At 75.0% G+C, this 16,272-nt stretch carries 12 protein-coding genes; 9 read left to right on the top strand and 3 right to left on the bottom strand.

Translation table 11 applies throughout. The annotated features are described in order from the left end of the window. Positions 1 to 38: 38 nt before the first annotated feature. The 5 genes from ACH5AR_RS14575 (at position 39) to ACH5AR_RS14555 (ending at position 7,029) form a co-directional block, all read left to right on the top strand. Positions 39 to 830: an adenosylcobinamide-GDP ribazoletransferase gene (locus tag ACH5AR_RS14575; protein ID WP_396301737.1), complete on the top strand. Its 792-nt coding sequence runs from the start codon at positions 39 to 41 to the stop codon at positions 828 to 830. Between the two features lie 257 nt (positions 831 to 1,087). Next, complete coding sequence (locus ACH5AR_RS14570) at positions 1,088 to 2,590, top strand: leucyl aminopeptidase (RefSeq protein ID WP_396301736.1); 1,503 nt, start codon at positions 1,088 to 1,090, stop codon at positions 2,588 to 2,590. Positions 2,591 to 2,999: 409 nt separating this feature from the next. After that, positions 3,000 to 4,406: a dihydrolipoyl dehydrogenase gene (gene lpdA / locus ACH5AR_RS14565; RefSeq protein WP_396301735.1), complete on the top strand. Its 1,407-nt coding sequence runs from the start codon at positions 3,000 to 3,002 to the stop codon at positions 4,404 to 4,406. A gap of 79 nt (positions 4,407 to 4,485) precedes the next feature. Further along, positions 4,486 to 6,255 (top strand): 2-oxoglutarate dehydrogenase, E2 component, dihydrolipoamide succinyltransferase, encoded by a 1,770-nt coding sequence (gene sucB, locus ACH5AR_RS14560; RefSeq protein WP_396301734.1) that lies wholly within the window; start codon positions 4,486 to 4,488, stop codon positions 6,253 to 6,255. 258 nt (positions 6,256 to 6,513) lie between these two features. Further along, on the top strand, positions 6,514 to 7,029 hold the full coding sequence (locus ACH5AR_RS14555; protein ID WP_396301733.1) for a DUF4240 domain-containing protein: 516 nt from the start codon (positions 6,514 to 6,516) through the stop codon (positions 7,027 to 7,029). An 18-nt stretch (positions 7,030 to 7,047) separates the two neighbouring features. On the opposite strand, the gene ACH5AR_RS14550 is transcribed toward ACH5AR_RS14555, so the two are convergent. Together ACH5AR_RS14550 and ACH5AR_RS14545 are read right to left on the bottom strand one after the other, a co-directional pair. Next, positions 7,048 to 8,121, bottom strand: a complete 1,074-nt coding sequence (locus tag ACH5AR_RS14550; protein WP_396301732.1) for a DUF2510 domain-containing protein — start codon at positions 8,119 to 8,121, stop codon at positions 7,048 to 7,050. 149 nt (positions 8,122 to 8,270) lie between these two features. Continuing rightward, complete coding sequence (locus ACH5AR_RS14545; RefSeq protein ID WP_396301731.1) at positions 8,271 to 8,768, bottom strand: GNAT family N-acetyltransferase; 498 nt, start codon at positions 8,766 to 8,768, stop codon at positions 8,271 to 8,273. Between the two features lie 87 nt (positions 8,769 to 8,855). Between ACH5AR_RS14545 and ACH5AR_RS14540 the strand changes: the two genes are divergently transcribed. Together ACH5AR_RS14540 and ACH5AR_RS14535 are read left to right on the top strand one after the other, a co-directional pair. Beyond that, complete coding sequence (locus ACH5AR_RS14540; protein WP_396301730.1) at positions 8,856 to 9,761, top strand: TIGR01777 family oxidoreductase; 906 nt, start codon at positions 8,856 to 8,858, stop codon at positions 9,759 to 9,761. 348 nt (positions 9,762 to 10,109) lie between these two features. Then, on the top strand, positions 10,110 to 11,441 hold the full coding sequence (locus ACH5AR_RS14535) for an FAD-dependent oxidoreductase (RefSeq protein ID WP_396301729.1): 1,332 nt from the start codon (positions 10,110 to 10,112) through the stop codon (positions 11,439 to 11,441). A 207-nt stretch (positions 11,442 to 11,648) separates the two neighbouring features. Here ACH5AR_RS14535 and ACH5AR_RS14530 read toward each other — a convergent pair whose 3' ends face one another. Further along, on the bottom strand, positions 11,649 to 13,508 hold the full coding sequence (locus tag ACH5AR_RS14530; RefSeq protein ID WP_396301728.1) for a regulator: 1,860 nt from the start codon (positions 13,506 to 13,508) through the stop codon (positions 11,649 to 11,651). 428 nt (positions 13,509 to 13,936) lie between these two features. Here ACH5AR_RS14530 and ACH5AR_RS14525 point away from each other — a divergent pair, with 428 nt between their 5' ends. Both ACH5AR_RS14525 and ACH5AR_RS14520 read left to right on the top strand, forming a co-directional pair. After that, a complete protein-coding gene (locus tag ACH5AR_RS14525) occupies positions 13,937 to 14,698 on the top strand; it encodes a 3-hydroxybutyrate dehydrogenase (RefSeq protein ID WP_396301727.1) in 762 nt (253 codons plus the stop codon). A 151-nt stretch (positions 14,699 to 14,849) separates the two neighbouring features. Further along, positions 14,850 to 16,250 carry an MFS transporter gene (locus tag ACH5AR_RS14520; protein WP_396301726.1) on the top strand — a complete coding sequence of 467 codons (1,401 nt, stop codon included), beginning with the start codon at positions 14,850 to 14,852 and terminating at the stop codon, positions 16,248 to 16,250. Positions 16,251 to 16,272 lie beyond the last annotated feature (22 nt).

Below are 16,272 nucleotides of genomic sequence, written 5' to 3'. Positions count from 1 at the left end.
TGCCGGGGGCGTTCCCGTTTCGTGAGAGGAACGGCTCCATGGCGAGCGGCGGCGACCGGGCCGGCTGGGCCGACGGCCTGCGGTTCGGGTTCGGGACGCTGTCCGTCCTCCGGGTGCGGGTCGAGCGGTGGGACCGGGCCGCGGGGGGCCGGGCGATGCTGACGGCCCCGCTGGTCGGGCTGGTGCTGGGGGCGGTGGCGGCCGCGGCCGGGGCCCTGGTGGCCTGGCGGGCCGGTGGGACGCTCGGCGCGGTGGCCGCGGTCGGGGTGCTCGCCGGACTGACCCGGGGGCTGCACCTGGACGGCCTGGCGGACGTCGCCGACGGGCTGGGCAGCGGGAAGCCGGCCGAGGACGCGCTGCGCATCATGAAGCAGTCCGACATCGGTCCGTTCGGCGTACTGACCCTGGTCCTCGTGCTGCTCGCCCAGGTGGCCGCCCTGGCCGGGCAGTTCGGCCACTCCGCGCCGCGCGGCGCGCTCGCCGTGCTCGCCTCGGCGACGGCCGCCCGGTGCGCGCTCACCTGGGGCTGCCTGCGCTCGGTGCCGGCCGCCCGGCCCGGCGGGCTGGGGGCGATGGTCGCGGGCACCGTGCCGCCCGCCGGGGCCGCCGCCGCGACGGCCGCCTCGGCGCTCGTCCTGGCCGCGGCCGGACTGGCCGACGGGTGGTCAGCCCTGCGTCTGCCGCTGGCCGTTGTGGTCGGCCTCGGCTGCGCCCGGCTGCTGCTGCGGCGGTGCGTGCGCAGGTTCGGCGGGATCACCGGGGACGTGCTCGGCGCGACGGCCGAAACCGCCGCGACCGCCTCGCTGTTCGCCCTGGCGTTGCTCGGCTGACACCGGGCGGCGCGTGATCCCAGCATGCGGACTACCATGCGTGGAGCACCGCAGCCCTGCACCGTCGCAGGTCCTGCCCGCCCGGCGCGTCCCGAGGAGCCGGGGCTTCTGGTGTGCGCGGCCGCCCCGGCGTGCGCGCGCGCCAGGGGCCCCGGAACCCGCAGGCCCGCCGGGGGACGGCCTGTGACGGCGGGCTGCGCCGGTGCGGCAGCCTCGCCGTGGCCGGCCGTGGACCACGAAAGAACAGGACGCATTACGTGACTGCATTGTCTGTGAGCACCTCCTCCGCCGCCGCGCTGCGTGCGGACGCCCTGGTGGTCGGTGTCGCGAAGGGCCCGAAGGGCATCGTGCTGGCCCCCGGTGCCGAGGCCGTGAACGAGGCGTTCGAGGGCAAGCTGACCGAGGTCCTCGCCACCCTGGGCGCGACCGGCGCCGAGGGCGAGGCCGTCAAGGTCCCCTCCCCCGCCGGCCTGAAGGCCGCGCTCGTGCTCGCGGTCGGCCTGGGCGAGGCCGCCGAGGACGGCTACCAGTTGGAGGCGCTGCGCCGCGCCGCCGGTGTCGCCGCCCGCACCCTGGCCGGCGCCAGGAAGGCCGCGCTGCTGCTGCCGGCCGAGTCCCCGGCCGAGGTCGAGGCCGTCGCGCTGGGCGGCCTGCTCGGCGCGTACGCCTTCGGCACCTACAAGGCCGACGGCGGCGCCAAGGCGCCGGTCGGCGAGCTGGTCCTGCCGGCCGCCCGCAAGGGCAGCAAGGACGCCAAGGCCGCCGTGGAGCGCGCCACCGCGGTCGGCGAGGAGATGAACCGGGCCCGCGACCTGGTCAACACCGCGCCGAACGACCTGAACCCGAAGAGCTTCGCCGCGATCGCCCAGGCGGCCGCCAAGGAGCACGGCCTCAAGGTCGAGGTGCTGGACGAGAAGGCGCTGGCCAAGGGCGGCTACGGCGGCCTGCTGGGCGTCGGCGGCGGCTCGGTGAACCCGCCCCGCCTGGTCAAGGTGGCCTACACCCACCCGAAGGCCAAGGCCACCCTGGCGTTCATCGGCAAGGGCATCACCTACGACTCGGGCGGCATCTCGCTGAAGCCGGCCGGCCACAACGAGACCATGAAGTGCGACATGGCCGGCGCCGCCGCCGTGTTCGCCGCCGTGGTGGCCGCCAAGCGCCTGGGCCTGGCCGTCAACGTGACCGCCTGGCTGGCGCTGGCCGAGAACATGCCGTCCGGCTCCGCCACCCGCCCGGGTGACGTGCTGAGGATGTACGGCGGCAAGACCGTCGAGGTCCTGAACACGGACGCCGAGGGCCGCCTGGTGCTGGCCGACGCGATCGTGCGGGCCGGCGAGGAGAACCCGGACGTCATCGTGGACGTCGCCACCCTGACCGGTGCCATGGTGCTGGCCCTGGGCAACCGCACCTTCGGCGTGATGTCCAACGACGACGAGCTGCGCGAGGAGCTGCACGCCCTGGCCGGCGAGGCGGGCGAGCAGTCCTGGCCGATGCCGCTGCCGGCCGACCTGCGCAAGGGCTTCACCGAGTCGACCATCGCCGACCTGGCCAACATGGGCGAGCGGATGGGCGGCGGCCTGGTGGCCGGCCTGTTCCTGAAGGAGTTCGTGGCCGAGGGCACCGACTGGGCGCACCTGGACATCGCCGGCCCGGCGTTCCACGAGGGCGCGCCGTTCGGCTACACCCCGAAGGGCGGCACCGCGAGCGCGGTGCGCACCCTCGTCCGGTTCGCCGAGCAGAGGGCGAACGGCAAGGCCTGACCCGGCACCCGGTCCGGGGGCTGCCCCGGACCGGAGTCCCGTCGTGACGGGGCCCGGCGCACGTGCGCCGGGCCCCGTCGGCGTTCCGGCGGGGTTACCTGCGAGTAGGCGGCGGCACCCCGGTGCACCGCTGTTCGCTGCGGGCGAAACTTTGTTCCACAGTGCGGAAGAAGCCGCGGCGAGCCGCGCGGAAGCCGCCCGTCCGGCGGCTGTCAACACCGCGCTGAGCTGCGATGATGCCCTTCGGTCGGGGGTGTTCCCACCCCGGTGACCACGCTCCGGGCCACCCCCGGGGCGGACCCGGACATCAGCCACCGTGAACAAGTGCGAAGATGTATTTTCGGCACGACTGGGCGCCCCACAAAGGCTTCCGACCCACCGGACCGCGACCGGCCCGGCGACCCACCCCATGCATGGAGGACGTGACGTGGCGAACGACGCCAGCACCGTTTTCGACGTAGTCATTCTCGGAGGCGGAAGCGGCGGTTACGCCGCGGCGCTCCGCGCCGCTCAGCTGGGCCTGAGCGTTGCCCTGGTCGAGAAGGGTGAGCTGGGCGGCACCTGCCTGCACCGCGGCTGCATCCCGACCAAGGCGCTGCTGCACGCCGCGGAGATCGCGGACGAGACGAAGGAGGCCGCCGAGTTCGGCGTCCTGGCCACCTTCCAGGGCATCGACATCAACGGCGTCCACAAGTACAAGGACGACGTCATCGCCGGCCTGTACAAGGGCCTCCAGGGCCTGGTGGCGTCCCGCAAGGTCACCTTCGTCCAGGGCGAGGGCAAGCTCTCCTCGCAGACCTCGGTGGACGTGAACGGCCAGCGCATCGAGGGCCGTCACATCGTCCTGGCCACCGGTTCCGTCCCGCGCTCGATCCCGGGCCTGGAGATCGACGGCAACCGCGTGATCTCCTCGGACCACGCCCTCAAGCTCGACCGCATCCCGAAGTCGGCCGTCATCCTGGGCGGCGGCGTGATCGGCGTCGAGTTCGCCTCGGTCTGGAAGTCCTTCGGCGTCGACGTCACCATCGTCGAGGCGCTGCCGCACCTCGTCCCGCTGGAGGACGAGAACTCCTCCAAGCTGCTGGAGCGCGCCTTCCGCAAGCGCGGCATCAAGTTCGAGCTGAAGGCCCGCTTCTCGGGCGTCGAGTACACCGAGGCCGGTGTCCGCGTCTCCACCGAGAACGGCAAGCAGATCGACGCCGACCTGCTGCTCGTCGCCATCGGCCGCGGCCCGGTCTCGGCCGGCCTCGGCTACGAGGAGAACGGCGTCGCGATGGACCGCGGCTACGTCCTCGTCGACGAGTACATGCGCACCAACGTGCCCACCATCTCCGCCGTCGGCGACCTCGTCCCGACCCTCCAGCTGGCCCACGTCGGCTTCGCCGAGGGCATCCTGGTCGCCGAGCGCCTGGCCGGTCTGAAGCCGGTGCCGATCGACTACGACGGCGTCCCGCGCGTGACCTACTCCAACCCCGAGGTGGCCTCCGTCGGCATCTCCGAGGCCAAGGCCGTCGAGCTGTACGGCAAGGAGAAGGTCGTCACCCTCAAGTACAACCTGGCCGGCAACGGCAAGAGCAAGATCCTGAAGACCGCCGGCGAGATCAAGCTCGTCCAGGTCAAGGACGGCGCCGTGGTCGGTGTCCACATGGTCGGCGCCCGCATGGGCGAGCAGGTCGGCGAAGCCCAGCTGATCTACAACTGGGAGGCCCTGCCGGCCGAGGTCGCGCAGCTCATCCACGCGCACCCGACCCAGTCCGAGGCCCTGGGCGAGGCGCACCTGGCGCTGGCCGGCAAGCCGCTGCACGCGCACGACTGATCGCGCCCCACCCCCCTTCCCGGTACTTCCCGTACGCAAGTACTTCCGTACGCAAGACTTGATAGGAGTCGCTGAAACCATGGCGGTCTCAGTAACACTGCCCGCGCTGGGCGAGAGCGTTTCCGAAGGCACCGTCACCCGTTGGCTGAAGGCCGAGGGTGAGCGTGTCGAGGTCGACGAGCCGCTGCTCGAGGTCTCCACCGACAAGGTCGACACCGAGATCCCGGCGCCGGCCTCCGGCATCCTGGCCGCGATCAAGGTCGCCGAGGACGAGACCGTCGAGGTGGGCGCCGAGCTGGCGATCATCGAGGACGGTTCGGGTGCTCCGGCTGCCGCCGCCCCGGCCCCCGCCGCCGAGGCCGCGCCCGCCGCCGCTCCGGCCGCCGAGGCCCCGGCCGCCGCTCCGGCTCCGGCTGCCGCCGAGGCTCCGGCCCCGGCTGCCGCCCCGGCCGCCGACGCCACCCCGGTGCTGCTGCCCGCGCTGGGCGAGTCGGTCACCGAGGGCACCGTCACCCGCTGGCTGAAGGCCGAGGGTGACACCGTCGAGGTCGACGAGCCGCTGCTGGAGGTCTCCACCGACAAGGTCGACACCGAGATCCCGTCGCCGGTCGCCGGCACCCTGGTGAAGATCCTGGTCGGCGAGGACGAGACCGCCGAGGTCGGCGCCCAGCTCGCCCTGATCGGTGCCGCCGGTGCCGCCGCCGCTCCGGCCCCGGCTACCGCTCCGGCTCCGGCCGCTGCCCCGGCCCCCGCTGCCCCGGCTGCCGCTCCGGCTCCGGCTCCGGCTCCGGCCGCTGCCCCCGCTCCGGCTCCGGCTCCGGCCGCTGCCCCGGCCCCCGCTGCCGCCCCGGCTCCGGCCGCCGCTCCGGCCCCCGTGGCTGCTCCGGCCGCCCCGGCCGCCCCGGCCGCCCCGGCGGCCGACAACGGTGACGCCTACGTCACCCCGCTGGTGCGCAAGCTCGCCGCCGAGCACGGCGTCGCGCTGTCCTCCGTCGCCGGCACCGGCGTCGGCGGCCGCATCCGCAAGCAGGACGTCATCGCCGCCGCGGAGGCCGCCAAGGCCGCCCCGGCCCCGGTCGCCGCCGCCGCTCCGGCCGCCGCGCCGAAGGCCGCCGCCGCGCCGTCCGCCCTGCGCGGCCAGACCGTCAAGATGACCCGCATGCGCAAGGTCATCGGCGACAACATGATGAAGGCGCTGCACGAGCAGGCCCAGCTCACCAGCGTGGTCGAGGTGGACGTCACCAAGATCATGTCGCTGCGCGCCAAGGCCAAGGAGGGCTTCCTGGCCCGCGAGGGCGTCAAGCTCTCCCCGATGCCGTTCTTCGTCAAGGCCGCGGCCCAGGCGCTGAAGGTCCACGCGGTCGTCAACGCCCGGATCAACGACGCCGAGGGCACGGTCACCTACTTCGACACCGAGAACATCGGTATCGCGGTGGACTCCGAGAAGGGCCTGATGACCCCGGTCATCAAGAACGCGGGCGACCTCAACATCGCCGGCATCTCGAAGAAGACCGCCGAGCTGGCCGCCAAGGTCCGCGACAGCAAGATCACCCCGGACGAGCTGTCCGGTGCCACCTTCACCATCAGCAACACCGGCTCGCGCGGTGCGCTGTTCGACACCGTGATCGTGCCGCCGAACCAGGTCGCCATCCTGGGCATCGGCGCCACCGTCAAGCGCCCGGTGGTCATCGAGGCCGACGGCGGCACCGCCATCGGCATCCGCGACATGACCTACCTGTCGCTCTCCTACGACCACCGCCTGGTGGACGGCGCGGACGCCGCCCGCTACCTGGTCGCGGTCAAGGAGATCCTGGAGGCCGGCGAGTTCGAGGTCGAGCTCGGCCTCTGACCCCACCCGGTCACCGCGGAACACCGCGTACGGAACCCCGTGTCGTCCCCGGACGGTGCGGGGTTCCGCCGTTCCCGGCGCGGGGTCCGCTCCTCCCGGTCCGTCCGGCCGCTCCTTCGACCCGCTCCGCCCGCCCGCTCCTCCCGCCCGCTCCGTCCGCTTCCTCCGGCCCCGGGACGGTGCCGGGACACGCCGAGCCGGGTCCGCACCGAGTCGCGGCATGCGCGGACGCGGCCGAACGGGGATGCTGGAGCGGTGATGGACGAGACGGACTTCTGGCAGATCATCGACGAGACCCGGGACGCCGCCGACGGCGACCCCGACGAGCAGGCCGACCTCCTGGTGGAACGGCTCCTCCAGCTGACCCCGGACGATGTGATCGACTTCGCCCGGCTGTTCCAGGCGCGGTTCCACCGCGCCTACCGCGACGACCTGTGGGGCGCGGCCTACCTGTTGCTCGGCGGCGCCTCCGACGACAGCTTCGACTACTTCCGCTCCTGGCTGATCGGCCAGGGCCGGGAGGTCTTCGAGGGCGGGCTGAGCGAGCCCGACGACCTCGCGGACCTGCTGCCCGACTTCGACGAGGAGGAGGACGGCGAGGCCGAGGACCTCCTCTACGCGGCCGACGAGGCCTACGAGCAGCTGACCGGGCTGCCGCTGCCCGAGGTGGGCGGACGGCAGCCCGACCGGCCGGCCGGGCCGGTGCTGGACTTCGACGACCCGGACGCCATGGCGAAGCGCTTCCCCAAGCTCTGGGAGCGGTACGGGGACTGACGGCCCGGCCCGGCCGCGTCAGGCGCTGCTGCCGGAGCTGCCGTCCTGCTTGATGCCCTTGAGGATCTGGTCCAGCACCGAGAAGTCCGGCGCGGCCGGGCTGTCGTCCACGCCGCCCTCCATGACCACGTAGCCGCCGCCCTTGGCCGGGAGGGCGGCCAGCAGCACGTAGCCCTGGGTGCCGTCCGAGGTGCGGATGTGCCAGCGGGTCGCGTAGCCGAGCACTCCGGCCACGCTGACGTACCCGGAGCCGGCGTCGGTGTGCGAGCTGACCCCGGAGAAGATCTGCCCCGCGTAGACGGGCATCTGGGCGTCGGCGGCGGCCTTCGGCGTGGCCCCCTGGACGGTGTCCTTCTCCACCGAGAACTGGCCGCGGATGCAGGAGCCGCCGTCCGGGCAGGTGTAGCGGCCGGAGCCGAGGTAGACCGTCGAGTGCGGCGGGCTGGTGGACACCTCCCAGCCGTCGAGGACCGGCACGGTGATCGAGTGCTGGGCGTCGGGGACGGTGCTCCTGACCGCCGGCACGGGCTTGGGGGCGGGCGCGGCCGTGGACGGGGTGGGGCTCGGCGAGGGACCGGTGCTCTCGGTCACGGTGACCGTGGGGTTCGGGGCCGGGTCCGCCCGCCGGTCGTCGCCGCCGCCGCTGAGCACGATCCCGGCGACGATCCCGCCCACGGCCAGCACGGCGACCGCGATGCCGACGACCAGGCCGGTCCTCGACCCGGGCGCCTTCGCGGGCGGCGGGTAGCCCGGGCCCGGGTAGCCGTAGGCCGGGCCGGGGGCCTGGGCCGGGTAGCCGCCCTGGGCGGGGTAGCCCTCCTGGCCGGGGTGACCACCCTGGAGCGGGTAGCCCTCCTGGCCCGGGTAGCCGTAGGCCGGCGGGGCCGCCGGACCGCCCGGGTAGCCGTAGCCGGGCCGCTGGTCGGACGGCGGACCGGTCTGGGTGGGGGCGTCGGCGAACCCGCCCGCGACGCCGCCCTGGAGCGGTCGGACCTCGCTGCTCCAGGCGTTGCCGTCCCACCAGCGCTCGTGACCGGGGGTGCCGTCCGCACCCGGGACCGGGTACCACCCGGGAGGCGTCGAGTTGCTCACGGGCGTACGGTACCCGGCCCGGCGGCGCTCCGGACAGGGCCGGGCCGTCACGACTCCGCACCACCCCGGGAGGCTGCCAACACCCCTGTGCGGCGGACCGGTTCGGACCGCGGGACCGGACGGACGGCAGGCCCGGGTACCGGCGGGGCTCAGTCGGCCAGCCGACGGGCCATCCAGACGTCGTCCACGTACCGGCCGTCGATCAGGAACTCCTCGGCCAGCGAGCCCTCGACGACGAAGCCGCAGCTCTCGTAGAGCCGACGGGCCGGGGCGTTCCAGCCGAGCACCCGCAGGGTCAGCCTCCGGGCGCCCGCGGACCGGGCCGCCGCGCAGGCGGCCTCGACCAGCCGGCGGCCGACGCCCCGGCCGCGGACGGCGGCGTCCACGGCCAGCCCCTGGATCTGCCGCACGTGCCGGTTGCTCGCCAGCGGGGTGGCCGGGACCTGTCGGACGTAACCGACGATCCGGCCGTCCAGCACGGCCAGCAGGTACTGGTCCGGGGTGTGCCGCTCGTCGAAGACCGGGTCCTCGACCGGCGGCTGCGGGGAGACGTCCGACAGGACGGACCAGGTCGCGTGGTTGAGGACCGCCAGTTCGCGCTCGTCCTCGCTCCGCGCCGTACGGATGATCAGATCGTCATCAGGCATGCCCGGCATGCTAACCGGGTGGGCGCAGGCAGGTGACGGGTGGTCGGCGAAGCCGCGGGAGCGGGCCGCAGCTGCGAGGATGGGCGCATGCGCATCGCTGTCACGGGTTCCACGGGTTTGATCGGTTCGGCGCTCGTCCGCTCCCTGCTGGCGGACGGCCACGAGGTGGTCCGGCTGGTCCGGCACCGGTCCAGGACGGGCCCGCAGCCGGACGGCAGCACGGCGATCGGCTGGAACCCGCTGCTCGGCGAGGTCGAGCGGGACGGACTGGCCGGCGTCCGGGCCGTGGTGCACCTGGCCGGCGCCGGGGTCGGCGACCACCGCTGGACGGAGTCCTACAAGCGGGAGATCCGGGAGAGCCGGGTGTACGGCACCGAGACGCTGGCCGTCGCGCTGGCCGCGCTCAAGGAGCCGCCGCAGGTCCTGGTGAGCGCCTCCGCGGTCGGCTGGTACGGCCAGACCGGCGACCGGGTGATCGACGAGGACTCCCCCGCCGGCGACGACTTCCTGGCCGAGGTCTGCCAGGAGTGGGAGGATGCCGCCCGGCCGGCCGAGCGGGCCGGGATCCGGGTCGTCCACCCCCGCACCGGGCTGGTGCTGTCCTCGGCCGGCGGGGCGGGCAAGCGGCTGTTCCCGCTGTTCAGGCTGGGCCTCGGCGGGCGGCTCGGCAGCGGGCGGCAGTACTGGAGCTTCATCTCGCTGCACGACGAGGTGGCCGCGCTGCGGTTCCTGATCGACCACGACGGCCTCTCCGGCGCCTTCAACCTCACCGCGCCCGAACCGGCCACCAACGCCGAGCTGACCGAGGCGCTCGGACGGGCGCTGCGGCGGCCGACGCCGTTCCCGGTGCCGGAGGCGGTCCTCAGGGCGGTGCTGGGCGAGCTGGCGGTCGAGGTGGTCGGCAGCCACCGGGTGGTGCCGCGGCGGCTGCTGGACGCGGGGTTCCGCTTCACCCACCCGGACGTGTACTCGGCGGTGCTCGCGGCGATGTGACGCGCGCCGCCCGTAGTCCCCGGAATTCCGGCATCCGCCCTGGCCAGGGGCATATGCCGGGCCGGGGCCGAGGGGGCCCGAGGAGGGGGCGCACGGGAGCACACGGCGGGCGCGTCGCACGCCCCCGGTGACCGTACGCTCCCGACGACCCCCGAACGCGGCCGTCACGGCGCACTGTCCGTCACCGCGCCCCCGACCGGTGCCGCACAACCCTGTTCGACGCCCGGATCCGGCCAGACGCACCTGTCTGATACTCGTACTGACTGGGCATCACCCTCCACGGACCGTGTCCCGGCACCCCGCTGCCTGCGTCGGCCGGAGCCCCGGGACCAGGGAGGGAGCACGCCAGTGCCCACGTACGACTTCACCCGCCGCGCCCGTCGGCCGTCCGACCCGGACGTCGTCGTGGTCGGCGCCGGACTCGCGGGCCTGGCCGCCGCCCGCGCGCTCACCGGCCACGGCCTCGCCGTTCAGGTCCTGGAGACCACCGACCGGATCGGCGGCCGGATGGCCACCCGCGAGCAGGACGGATTCCGGCTCGACGACGGCAGCCACCTGTTGAACACCGCCTTCCCCGAGCTGCGCCGCACGCTCGACCTCGACCGCCTCGACCTGCGCCCGCTCGCACCCGGCGTACTGGTCCACAGCGCCGGTCGCCGGTACCGCGCCGGGGACCCCCAGCTCACCGTCGCCCGGCAGGCCGCGACCCGGGCGCCGCTCGGCAGCCCGCTGGACAAGGCCCGGCTGGCCGGCTGGCTCGGCCGGCTCGCCACCACCCCCGTGGCCCGGCTCCAAGCCCGGCCGGAGACCACCGCCGCCCGCGCGCTCACCGGCCACGGCCTGGCCCAGCGCACCGTGGACGGCTTCCTGCGCCCACTGCTCAGCGCGCTGCTCTGCGATCCGGCGCTCGGCACCAGCAGCCGGGCCGCCGACCTGGTGCTGCGCTCGTACGCGCGCGGACGGCTCTGTCTGCCCGCCGGCGGGATCGCGGCGGTCCCGGCCCAGCTGGCCGCCGCCCTGCCCGCCGGCACCGTCCGCACCCGGGTGCGGGTCACCTCGATCGCGGCGGACGGCGTGGAGACCCTCGAGCACGGGCGGATCGGCGCCCAGGCCGTCGTCGTCGCCACCGACGCCCGCTCCGCCGTCGAGCTGCTGCCCGGGCTGCGGCTACCGGACTTCCACCCCGTCACGACCTTCTACCACGCGGCCGACGCCGCCCCGCTGGGCGAGGCCGTCCTGCTGCTCGACGGCGACCGGCCGAACGGGCACCCGCCGCTGGTCTCGCACTCGCTGGTGCTCAGCGAGCTGCACCCGTCGTACGCCCCGCCCGGCCAGGCCCTGATCGCCACCACCGTGCTCGGGCGGCGCGCCTTCGACGTGGGCGGCCCGGCCGGGCTGGAACCCGCCGTCCGGGCCCGGCTGGCCGAGCTGTACGGCGTCCCGACGTCGGGGTGGCAGTTCCTCGGCGTCCGGCACGTCCCGGACGCGCTGCCCGCGATGCCGCCGCCGCACAACCACCGCCGCCCGGTGCGGCTGCTGGCCGGGCTGTACGTCGCCGGGGACCACCGGGACACCAGCACCGTGCAGGGCGCGCTGGTGTCCGGGCGGCGGGCCGCGCAGGCCGTCCTGGGCGACCTCGGCCTGCCGGCCGGGGCCCGGGAGGAGGAGGCGGCGGCCTGACCGCTCGGCGGGCCGGGGCGCCCGGGCCCGCCGGCGGTCCGCCGGGGTGACGGACCGACGGCGGGCCGGGCGCCGGCACGGCTCTGCGTGCGGCGGCTCCGGGCCCGAAGGCCCGCTGCCGCCGCCGGGCGTCGGGTACGGGGGCGGGGCCCCGGCCCCGTACCCGGCGCTCCACGCTCGGCGCTCGGCGGGGCCGCTCCCGGCCGGTCAGATCACCCCCGCCTGCCGGGCCGTCTCCTCGAAGGCGCGGGCCACCGGGCTGCCGCGGTACGGGGTGAGCCGGCGGTGGAAGTCCCGGACGTACTCCAGCGAGCGGGCCGAGCGCATCTCCCCCGCCGCCCGCAGCGCGTCGGTGGCCATGGTGCAGGCCTCGTCGAGGTCTCCCATGCCCAGCCTGGCGGTGGCCAGCACCAGCCGGCAGAAGATCCGGCTGCGGGCGTAGGCGGGCGAGCGCAGCCGCAGCGACTTCTCGGCGTGCTGCGCGGCCGTCCGCCACTGCTGGAGGTCGCGGTAGCAGTGGGCGAACTCGTCGGAGAGCTGCGCCTCGTCGAAGTACCGCGCCCAGGAGGGCAGTTCGTCGCCCGGCCGGGCCGCCGCCAGGGAGCGCTCGGCGCGCACCAGGGCGGTGGTGCAGGAGCGGACGTCGCCCAGCAGGCCGTGCCCGCGCGCCTCGGCGGCGTGCATCAGCGACTGGACGACCGGCGGCACGGAGGTGCCCACGCCCTGCTGGGCGACCCGGGCGAGCTGCACCGCCTCCCGGCCGTGGCCCAGGTGGACGGCCTGCTGGCTCATCGTCACCAGCACGTACCCGCCGAGCGCGCGGTCCCCGGCGGCCTGGGAGAGGCGCAGCGCCTGGACGAAGTAGCGCTGGGCGAGGCCGTGCGCGGCGATGTCGAAGGACGTCCAGCCGGCCAGCCTGGTGAGGTCGGCCACGGCACCGAACAGGGCCCGGCCGATCTGTTCGCCGTAGCGGCCGCGCAGCATCGGCTCGGCCTCGCTCTCCAGGTAGCGGACCAGTGCCTGGCGGGCGTGCCCGCCGCCGTAGGCGTGGTCGAGCGCGCGGAAGAGGTCGCCGACGGCACGGATGGCGGCGATGTCGCCGCGGCCGACCCGCAGGGTGGGGCGGGACTCGCGGGCCGGGTCGGTGTACGGCGGCTCGACGGCGACCGGCGGCCGGCGGCTCTGGATCGGCACCCGGCCGATGGTGGGGGCGGTGCCGGTGGTCCCGGCCGTGCTGCGGGCGGCGGGGGCGCCGGGGGCCGGGCCGCGCGCCGGGCTCCCGGGAGGCGCGCCGGGCGCGCCCGGCGCCGGTGCGCCGATGATGGCCGCGGAGGCGGTGCTGGCCGAGGGCGGGCCGGTGGCGGCGTCCGGACGGGCCAGGGTGGAGCCGTCCCGGGCGACCCGCTCGTCGGTGCGGCCGATCAGCCAGTCCCGGCTGGGGACGACCAGGCCGGCCGGGGTGAAGGCGATCCGGCGCAGCTCGGACTGCGGGCCGTTGTCCTTGCGCCACATGCTCGCCACGATGTCCACCGCCTCCTGCGGCGTCTCGGCGAACTCCAGGCCCGCGTAGACCGGGGCGCAGGCGTCCAGGCCGAGGTCCTGGGCGGTGAGGCGGCGGCCGAGCCGGCGGGTGAACACCTCGGCGATCAGCGCCGGGGTGGCCCCGCGCGGCTGCTGGCCGCGCAGCCAGCGGGTGACCGAGGTCTTGTCGTAGCGCAGGTCGAGGCCGTGCTCCAGGCCGAGCTGGTCGACCCGGCGGGCGAGGCCGGCGTGCGAGAAGCCGGCCTCCTCGATCAGCGCCGCGAGCTGGCCGTTCTGCGGGGCCGGGCCGGAGTGGCCGGGGCCTCGGGCCGGGGCGGGCGCCGGCGGGGCGGGGTGCTCGTGCCGGTCGGGTGTGGCCTGCACCGGCAGCCGCACGTCGTCGGCGTCCGGGGCGTCGGGGGTCAGCGTCTCGGCGGTCAGGGCGTCGGGGGCGTCCGGAAGGGTCCGGCCGACCGGCCCTCGGTGCTGGCCGAGCGGGTCGAGCGGTCCGTACGCCGGGCTGTCGGTTGCAGGCCGTTGGGGCATGTCTGTCAACACCTCTCGGACGTCGCACCGGGCCTCACCAGCACTTCGGCGGCCTGGGGCGGCGCCCCCTGTCGGGAATCGGCGTGAATGTAGCGAGCATTCGGGCGCTATGGGTGGATCTGACCGAGCAATCCACCGAACGGGTGAAGCAACCGCGCCCATTGTGGGGAAGCGGAGCCGGAACGGGTTTGGTCTTCCGTGGCCGAACCGTCAGCCGTTTCGACCGCCTTCCCGGTGCCCTTCTGGAGGGCATCTCCAAGGGCATCTCCGAGGGTCGATCCGAGGGTCGATCCGAGGGGCTCTCCAGGGGTCGATCCGCCGTTCGGACGGTGCCTTCGCGTCATGGCGGACGGCGCCACAGGAGGGCGGGTTGCTGTGGCGGCCCGCCACATGGGAGCGGGGCCGCCGGATTCCTACCGTTCTCGGCCATGGACACCTCTACTGCCCGCCCGCTCGCCGGCCGCACGGCCATGGTCACCGGGGCCGCCTCGGGCATCGGCCGGGCCTGCGCCGAGGCCTTCGCCGGCGCCGGCGCCCGGGTCTACGTCGTCGACCTCGCGGTCGGCCCGGCCGAGGAGCTCGCCGAGCGGATCGGCGGCCGCGCGGTCGTCGCCGACCTCGCCGATCCCGCGGCCGTGGACGCCCTGCCGGACGACGCCGACATCGTCGTCAACAACGCGGGCCTCCAGCACGTCGCGCCGGTGCACGAGTTCCCGCCCGACCGCTTCGCCCTCATCCAGCGCGTCATGGTCGAGGCCCCCTTCCGCATCCTGCGCCGCACCCTGCCCCACATGTACGAGCGGGAGTGGGGCCGGGTCGTCAACGTCTCCTCCGTCCACGGCCTGCGCGCCAGCGCCTTCAAGTCCGCGTACGTCACGGCGAAGCACGGGCTGGAGGGCCTGAGCAAGACCGTCGCCCTGGAGGGCGCGCCGTACGGCGTCACCAGCAACTGCGTCAACCCCGGCTACGTCCGGACGCCCCTGGTGGAGAAGCAGATCGCCGCCCAGGCGCTCGCCCACGGCATCCACGAGGACGAGGTGGTCGAGCGGATCATGCTCGACCGCACCGCCGTGAAGCGCCTCATCGAGCCCGAGGAGGTCGCCCAGCTCGCCCTCTGGCTCTGCTCCCCCGCCGCCTCCTACATCACCGGCGCCAGCCTCCCCGTGGACGGCGGCTGGACGGCCCACTGAGCGCGGCGCACCGCGCGCCGGCCCGCCCCGCGCATGGCGCGGGCGCTCACATTCGACCCCGGGACTGTATGGGCCGCCCACATAGTCCCGGGGTCGGGCGCTTCCTACCTTGTGGCGACATCGTCTCCCCCCGGTTCTGGAAGTGGTGGCCATGAACACCCCCGCGCGAGGCACGGCGGCGAGCAGCTCACTCCCGAGAGTGGTGGCTGCGAGCCTGATCGGCACGACGATCGAGTGGTACGACTACTTCCTGTACGGGACGGCGGCGGCGCTGGTCTTCGGGAAGCTGTTCTTCCCGCACAGCGATCCGCTGACCGGAACCCTGCTGTCCTTCCTGACCTACGCGATCGGCTTCGCGGCGCGCCCGCTCGGGGCCCTGGTGTTCGGGCACTTCGGGGACCGGGTGGGGCGCAAGCGGCTGCTGGTGGTGAGCCTGCTGCTGATGGGCGGGTCCACCACGGCGATCGGGCTGCTGCCCGCCTACGACTCGATCGGGGTCGCGGCGCCGGTGCTGCTGACGGTGCTGCGGCTGGTGCAGGGCTTCGCGCTCGGCGGCGAGTGGGGCGGCGCCGTGCTGCTGGTCTCGGAGCACGGGGACCAGCGGCGCCGGGGGTTCTGGGCGTCCTGGCCGCAGGGCGGGGCTCCGGCCGGGAACCTGCTGGCGGCCGGGGTGCTGTCGCTGATGACGGCGGTGCAGTCGGACGCCGACTTCCTGGCCTGGGGCTGGCGGGTGCCGTTCCTGCTGTCGGCGGTGCTGGTCGCGGTCGGGCTGTGGATCCGGCTGGCGGTGGACGAGTCGCCGCTGTTCCGGCAGGCGCTGGCGGCCCGGGAGCGGCGCGAGGCGGAGCTCGGGACGGCCGAACGGCCGCCACTGGTCGAGGTGCTGCGCAACCACTGGCGGGAGGTGCTGGTGGCGATGGGGGCGCGGATGGCGGAGAACATCTCCTACTACGTGATGACGACCTTCGTGCTCACCTACGCCGTCACCCACGCCCACTTCTCCAAGCAGACCGCGCTGAACGCCGTCCTGATCGCCTCCGCCGTCCAGTTCGCGCTGATCCCGCTGTTCGGCGCGCTGTCCGACCGGGTCGGGCGCCGGCCGGTCTACCTGGTGGGCGCGGTCGGGGTGGGCGCCTGGGCCTTCGTCTTCTTCGGGATGGTCGACACCCGGTCCTTCGGCTCGCTGCTCGCCGCGGTGACCGTCGGCCTGGTCTTCCACAGCGCCATGTACGCGCCCCAGGCCGCCTTCTTCTCCGAGCTGTTCGCGACCCGGACGCGCTACTCGGGCGCCTCGATCGGGGCCCAGTTCTCCTCGGTGGCGGCCGGCGCCCCGGCGCCGCTGATCGCCACCGCGCTGCTCAGGGACCACGGCAGCGCCACCCCCATCGCGGTGTACGTCGCCGTCGCCGCCGCGATCACCGTGCTGGCGGTGCTCTGCGGCCGGGAGACCAGGGGCCGGGACCTCACCGAGGTCGGGGCGGCGGACGGGCCGGCGGCGCGGGAGGGTCAGGAGCCGGACGCCGCCGGGGCCGGGAAGCCCGCCGTCGCCTGAGTTCGAGCCGGTACGATCGCGC

The organism is Kitasatospora sp. NPDC018619 (assembly GCF_044391605.1).
Classification (GTDB): domain Bacteria; phylum Actinomycetota; class Actinomycetes; order Streptomycetales; family Streptomycetaceae; genus Kitasatospora.
Note: the sequence above shows the minus strand (reverse complement) of the source record. Positions and strands in the feature narration are given on the sequence as shown.

Excerpts from the sequence above, each read along its gene's own strand:
- ACH5AR_RS14530 (WP_396301728.1), bottom strand. The coding sequence starts at position 13,508 with ATGCCCCAACGGCCTGCAACCGACAGCCCGGCGTACGGACCGCTCGAC.
- sucB (WP_396301734.1), top strand. The coding sequence starts at position 4,486 with ATGGCGGTCTCAGTAACACTGCCCGCGCTGGGCGAGAGCGTTTCCGAA.
- ACH5AR_RS14545 (WP_396301731.1), bottom strand. The coding sequence starts at position 8,768 with ATGCCTGATGACGATCTGATCATCCGTACGGCGCGGAGCGAGGACGAG.
- ACH5AR_RS14520 (WP_396301726.1), top strand. The coding sequence starts at position 14,850 with ATGAACACCCCCGCGCGAGGCACGGCGGCGAGCAGCTCACTCCCGAGA.
- ACH5AR_RS14540 (WP_396301730.1), top strand. The coding sequence starts at position 8,856 with ATGCGCATCGCTGTCACGGGTTCCACGGGTTTGATCGGTTCGGCGCTC.
- ACH5AR_RS14555 (WP_396301733.1), top strand. The coding sequence starts at position 6,514 with ATGGACGAGACGGACTTCTGGCAGATCATCGACGAGACCCGGGACGCC.
- ACH5AR_RS14525 (WP_396301727.1), top strand. The coding sequence starts at position 13,937 with ATGGACACCTCTACTGCCCGCCCGCTCGCCGGCCGCACGGCCATGGTC.
- lpdA (WP_396301735.1), top strand. The coding sequence starts at position 3,000 with ATGCATGGAGGACGTGACGTGGCGAACGACGCCAGCACCGTTTTCGAC.
- ACH5AR_RS14575 (WP_396301737.1), top strand. The coding sequence starts at position 39 with ATGGCGAGCGGCGGCGACCGGGCCGGCTGGGCCGACGGCCTGCGGTTC.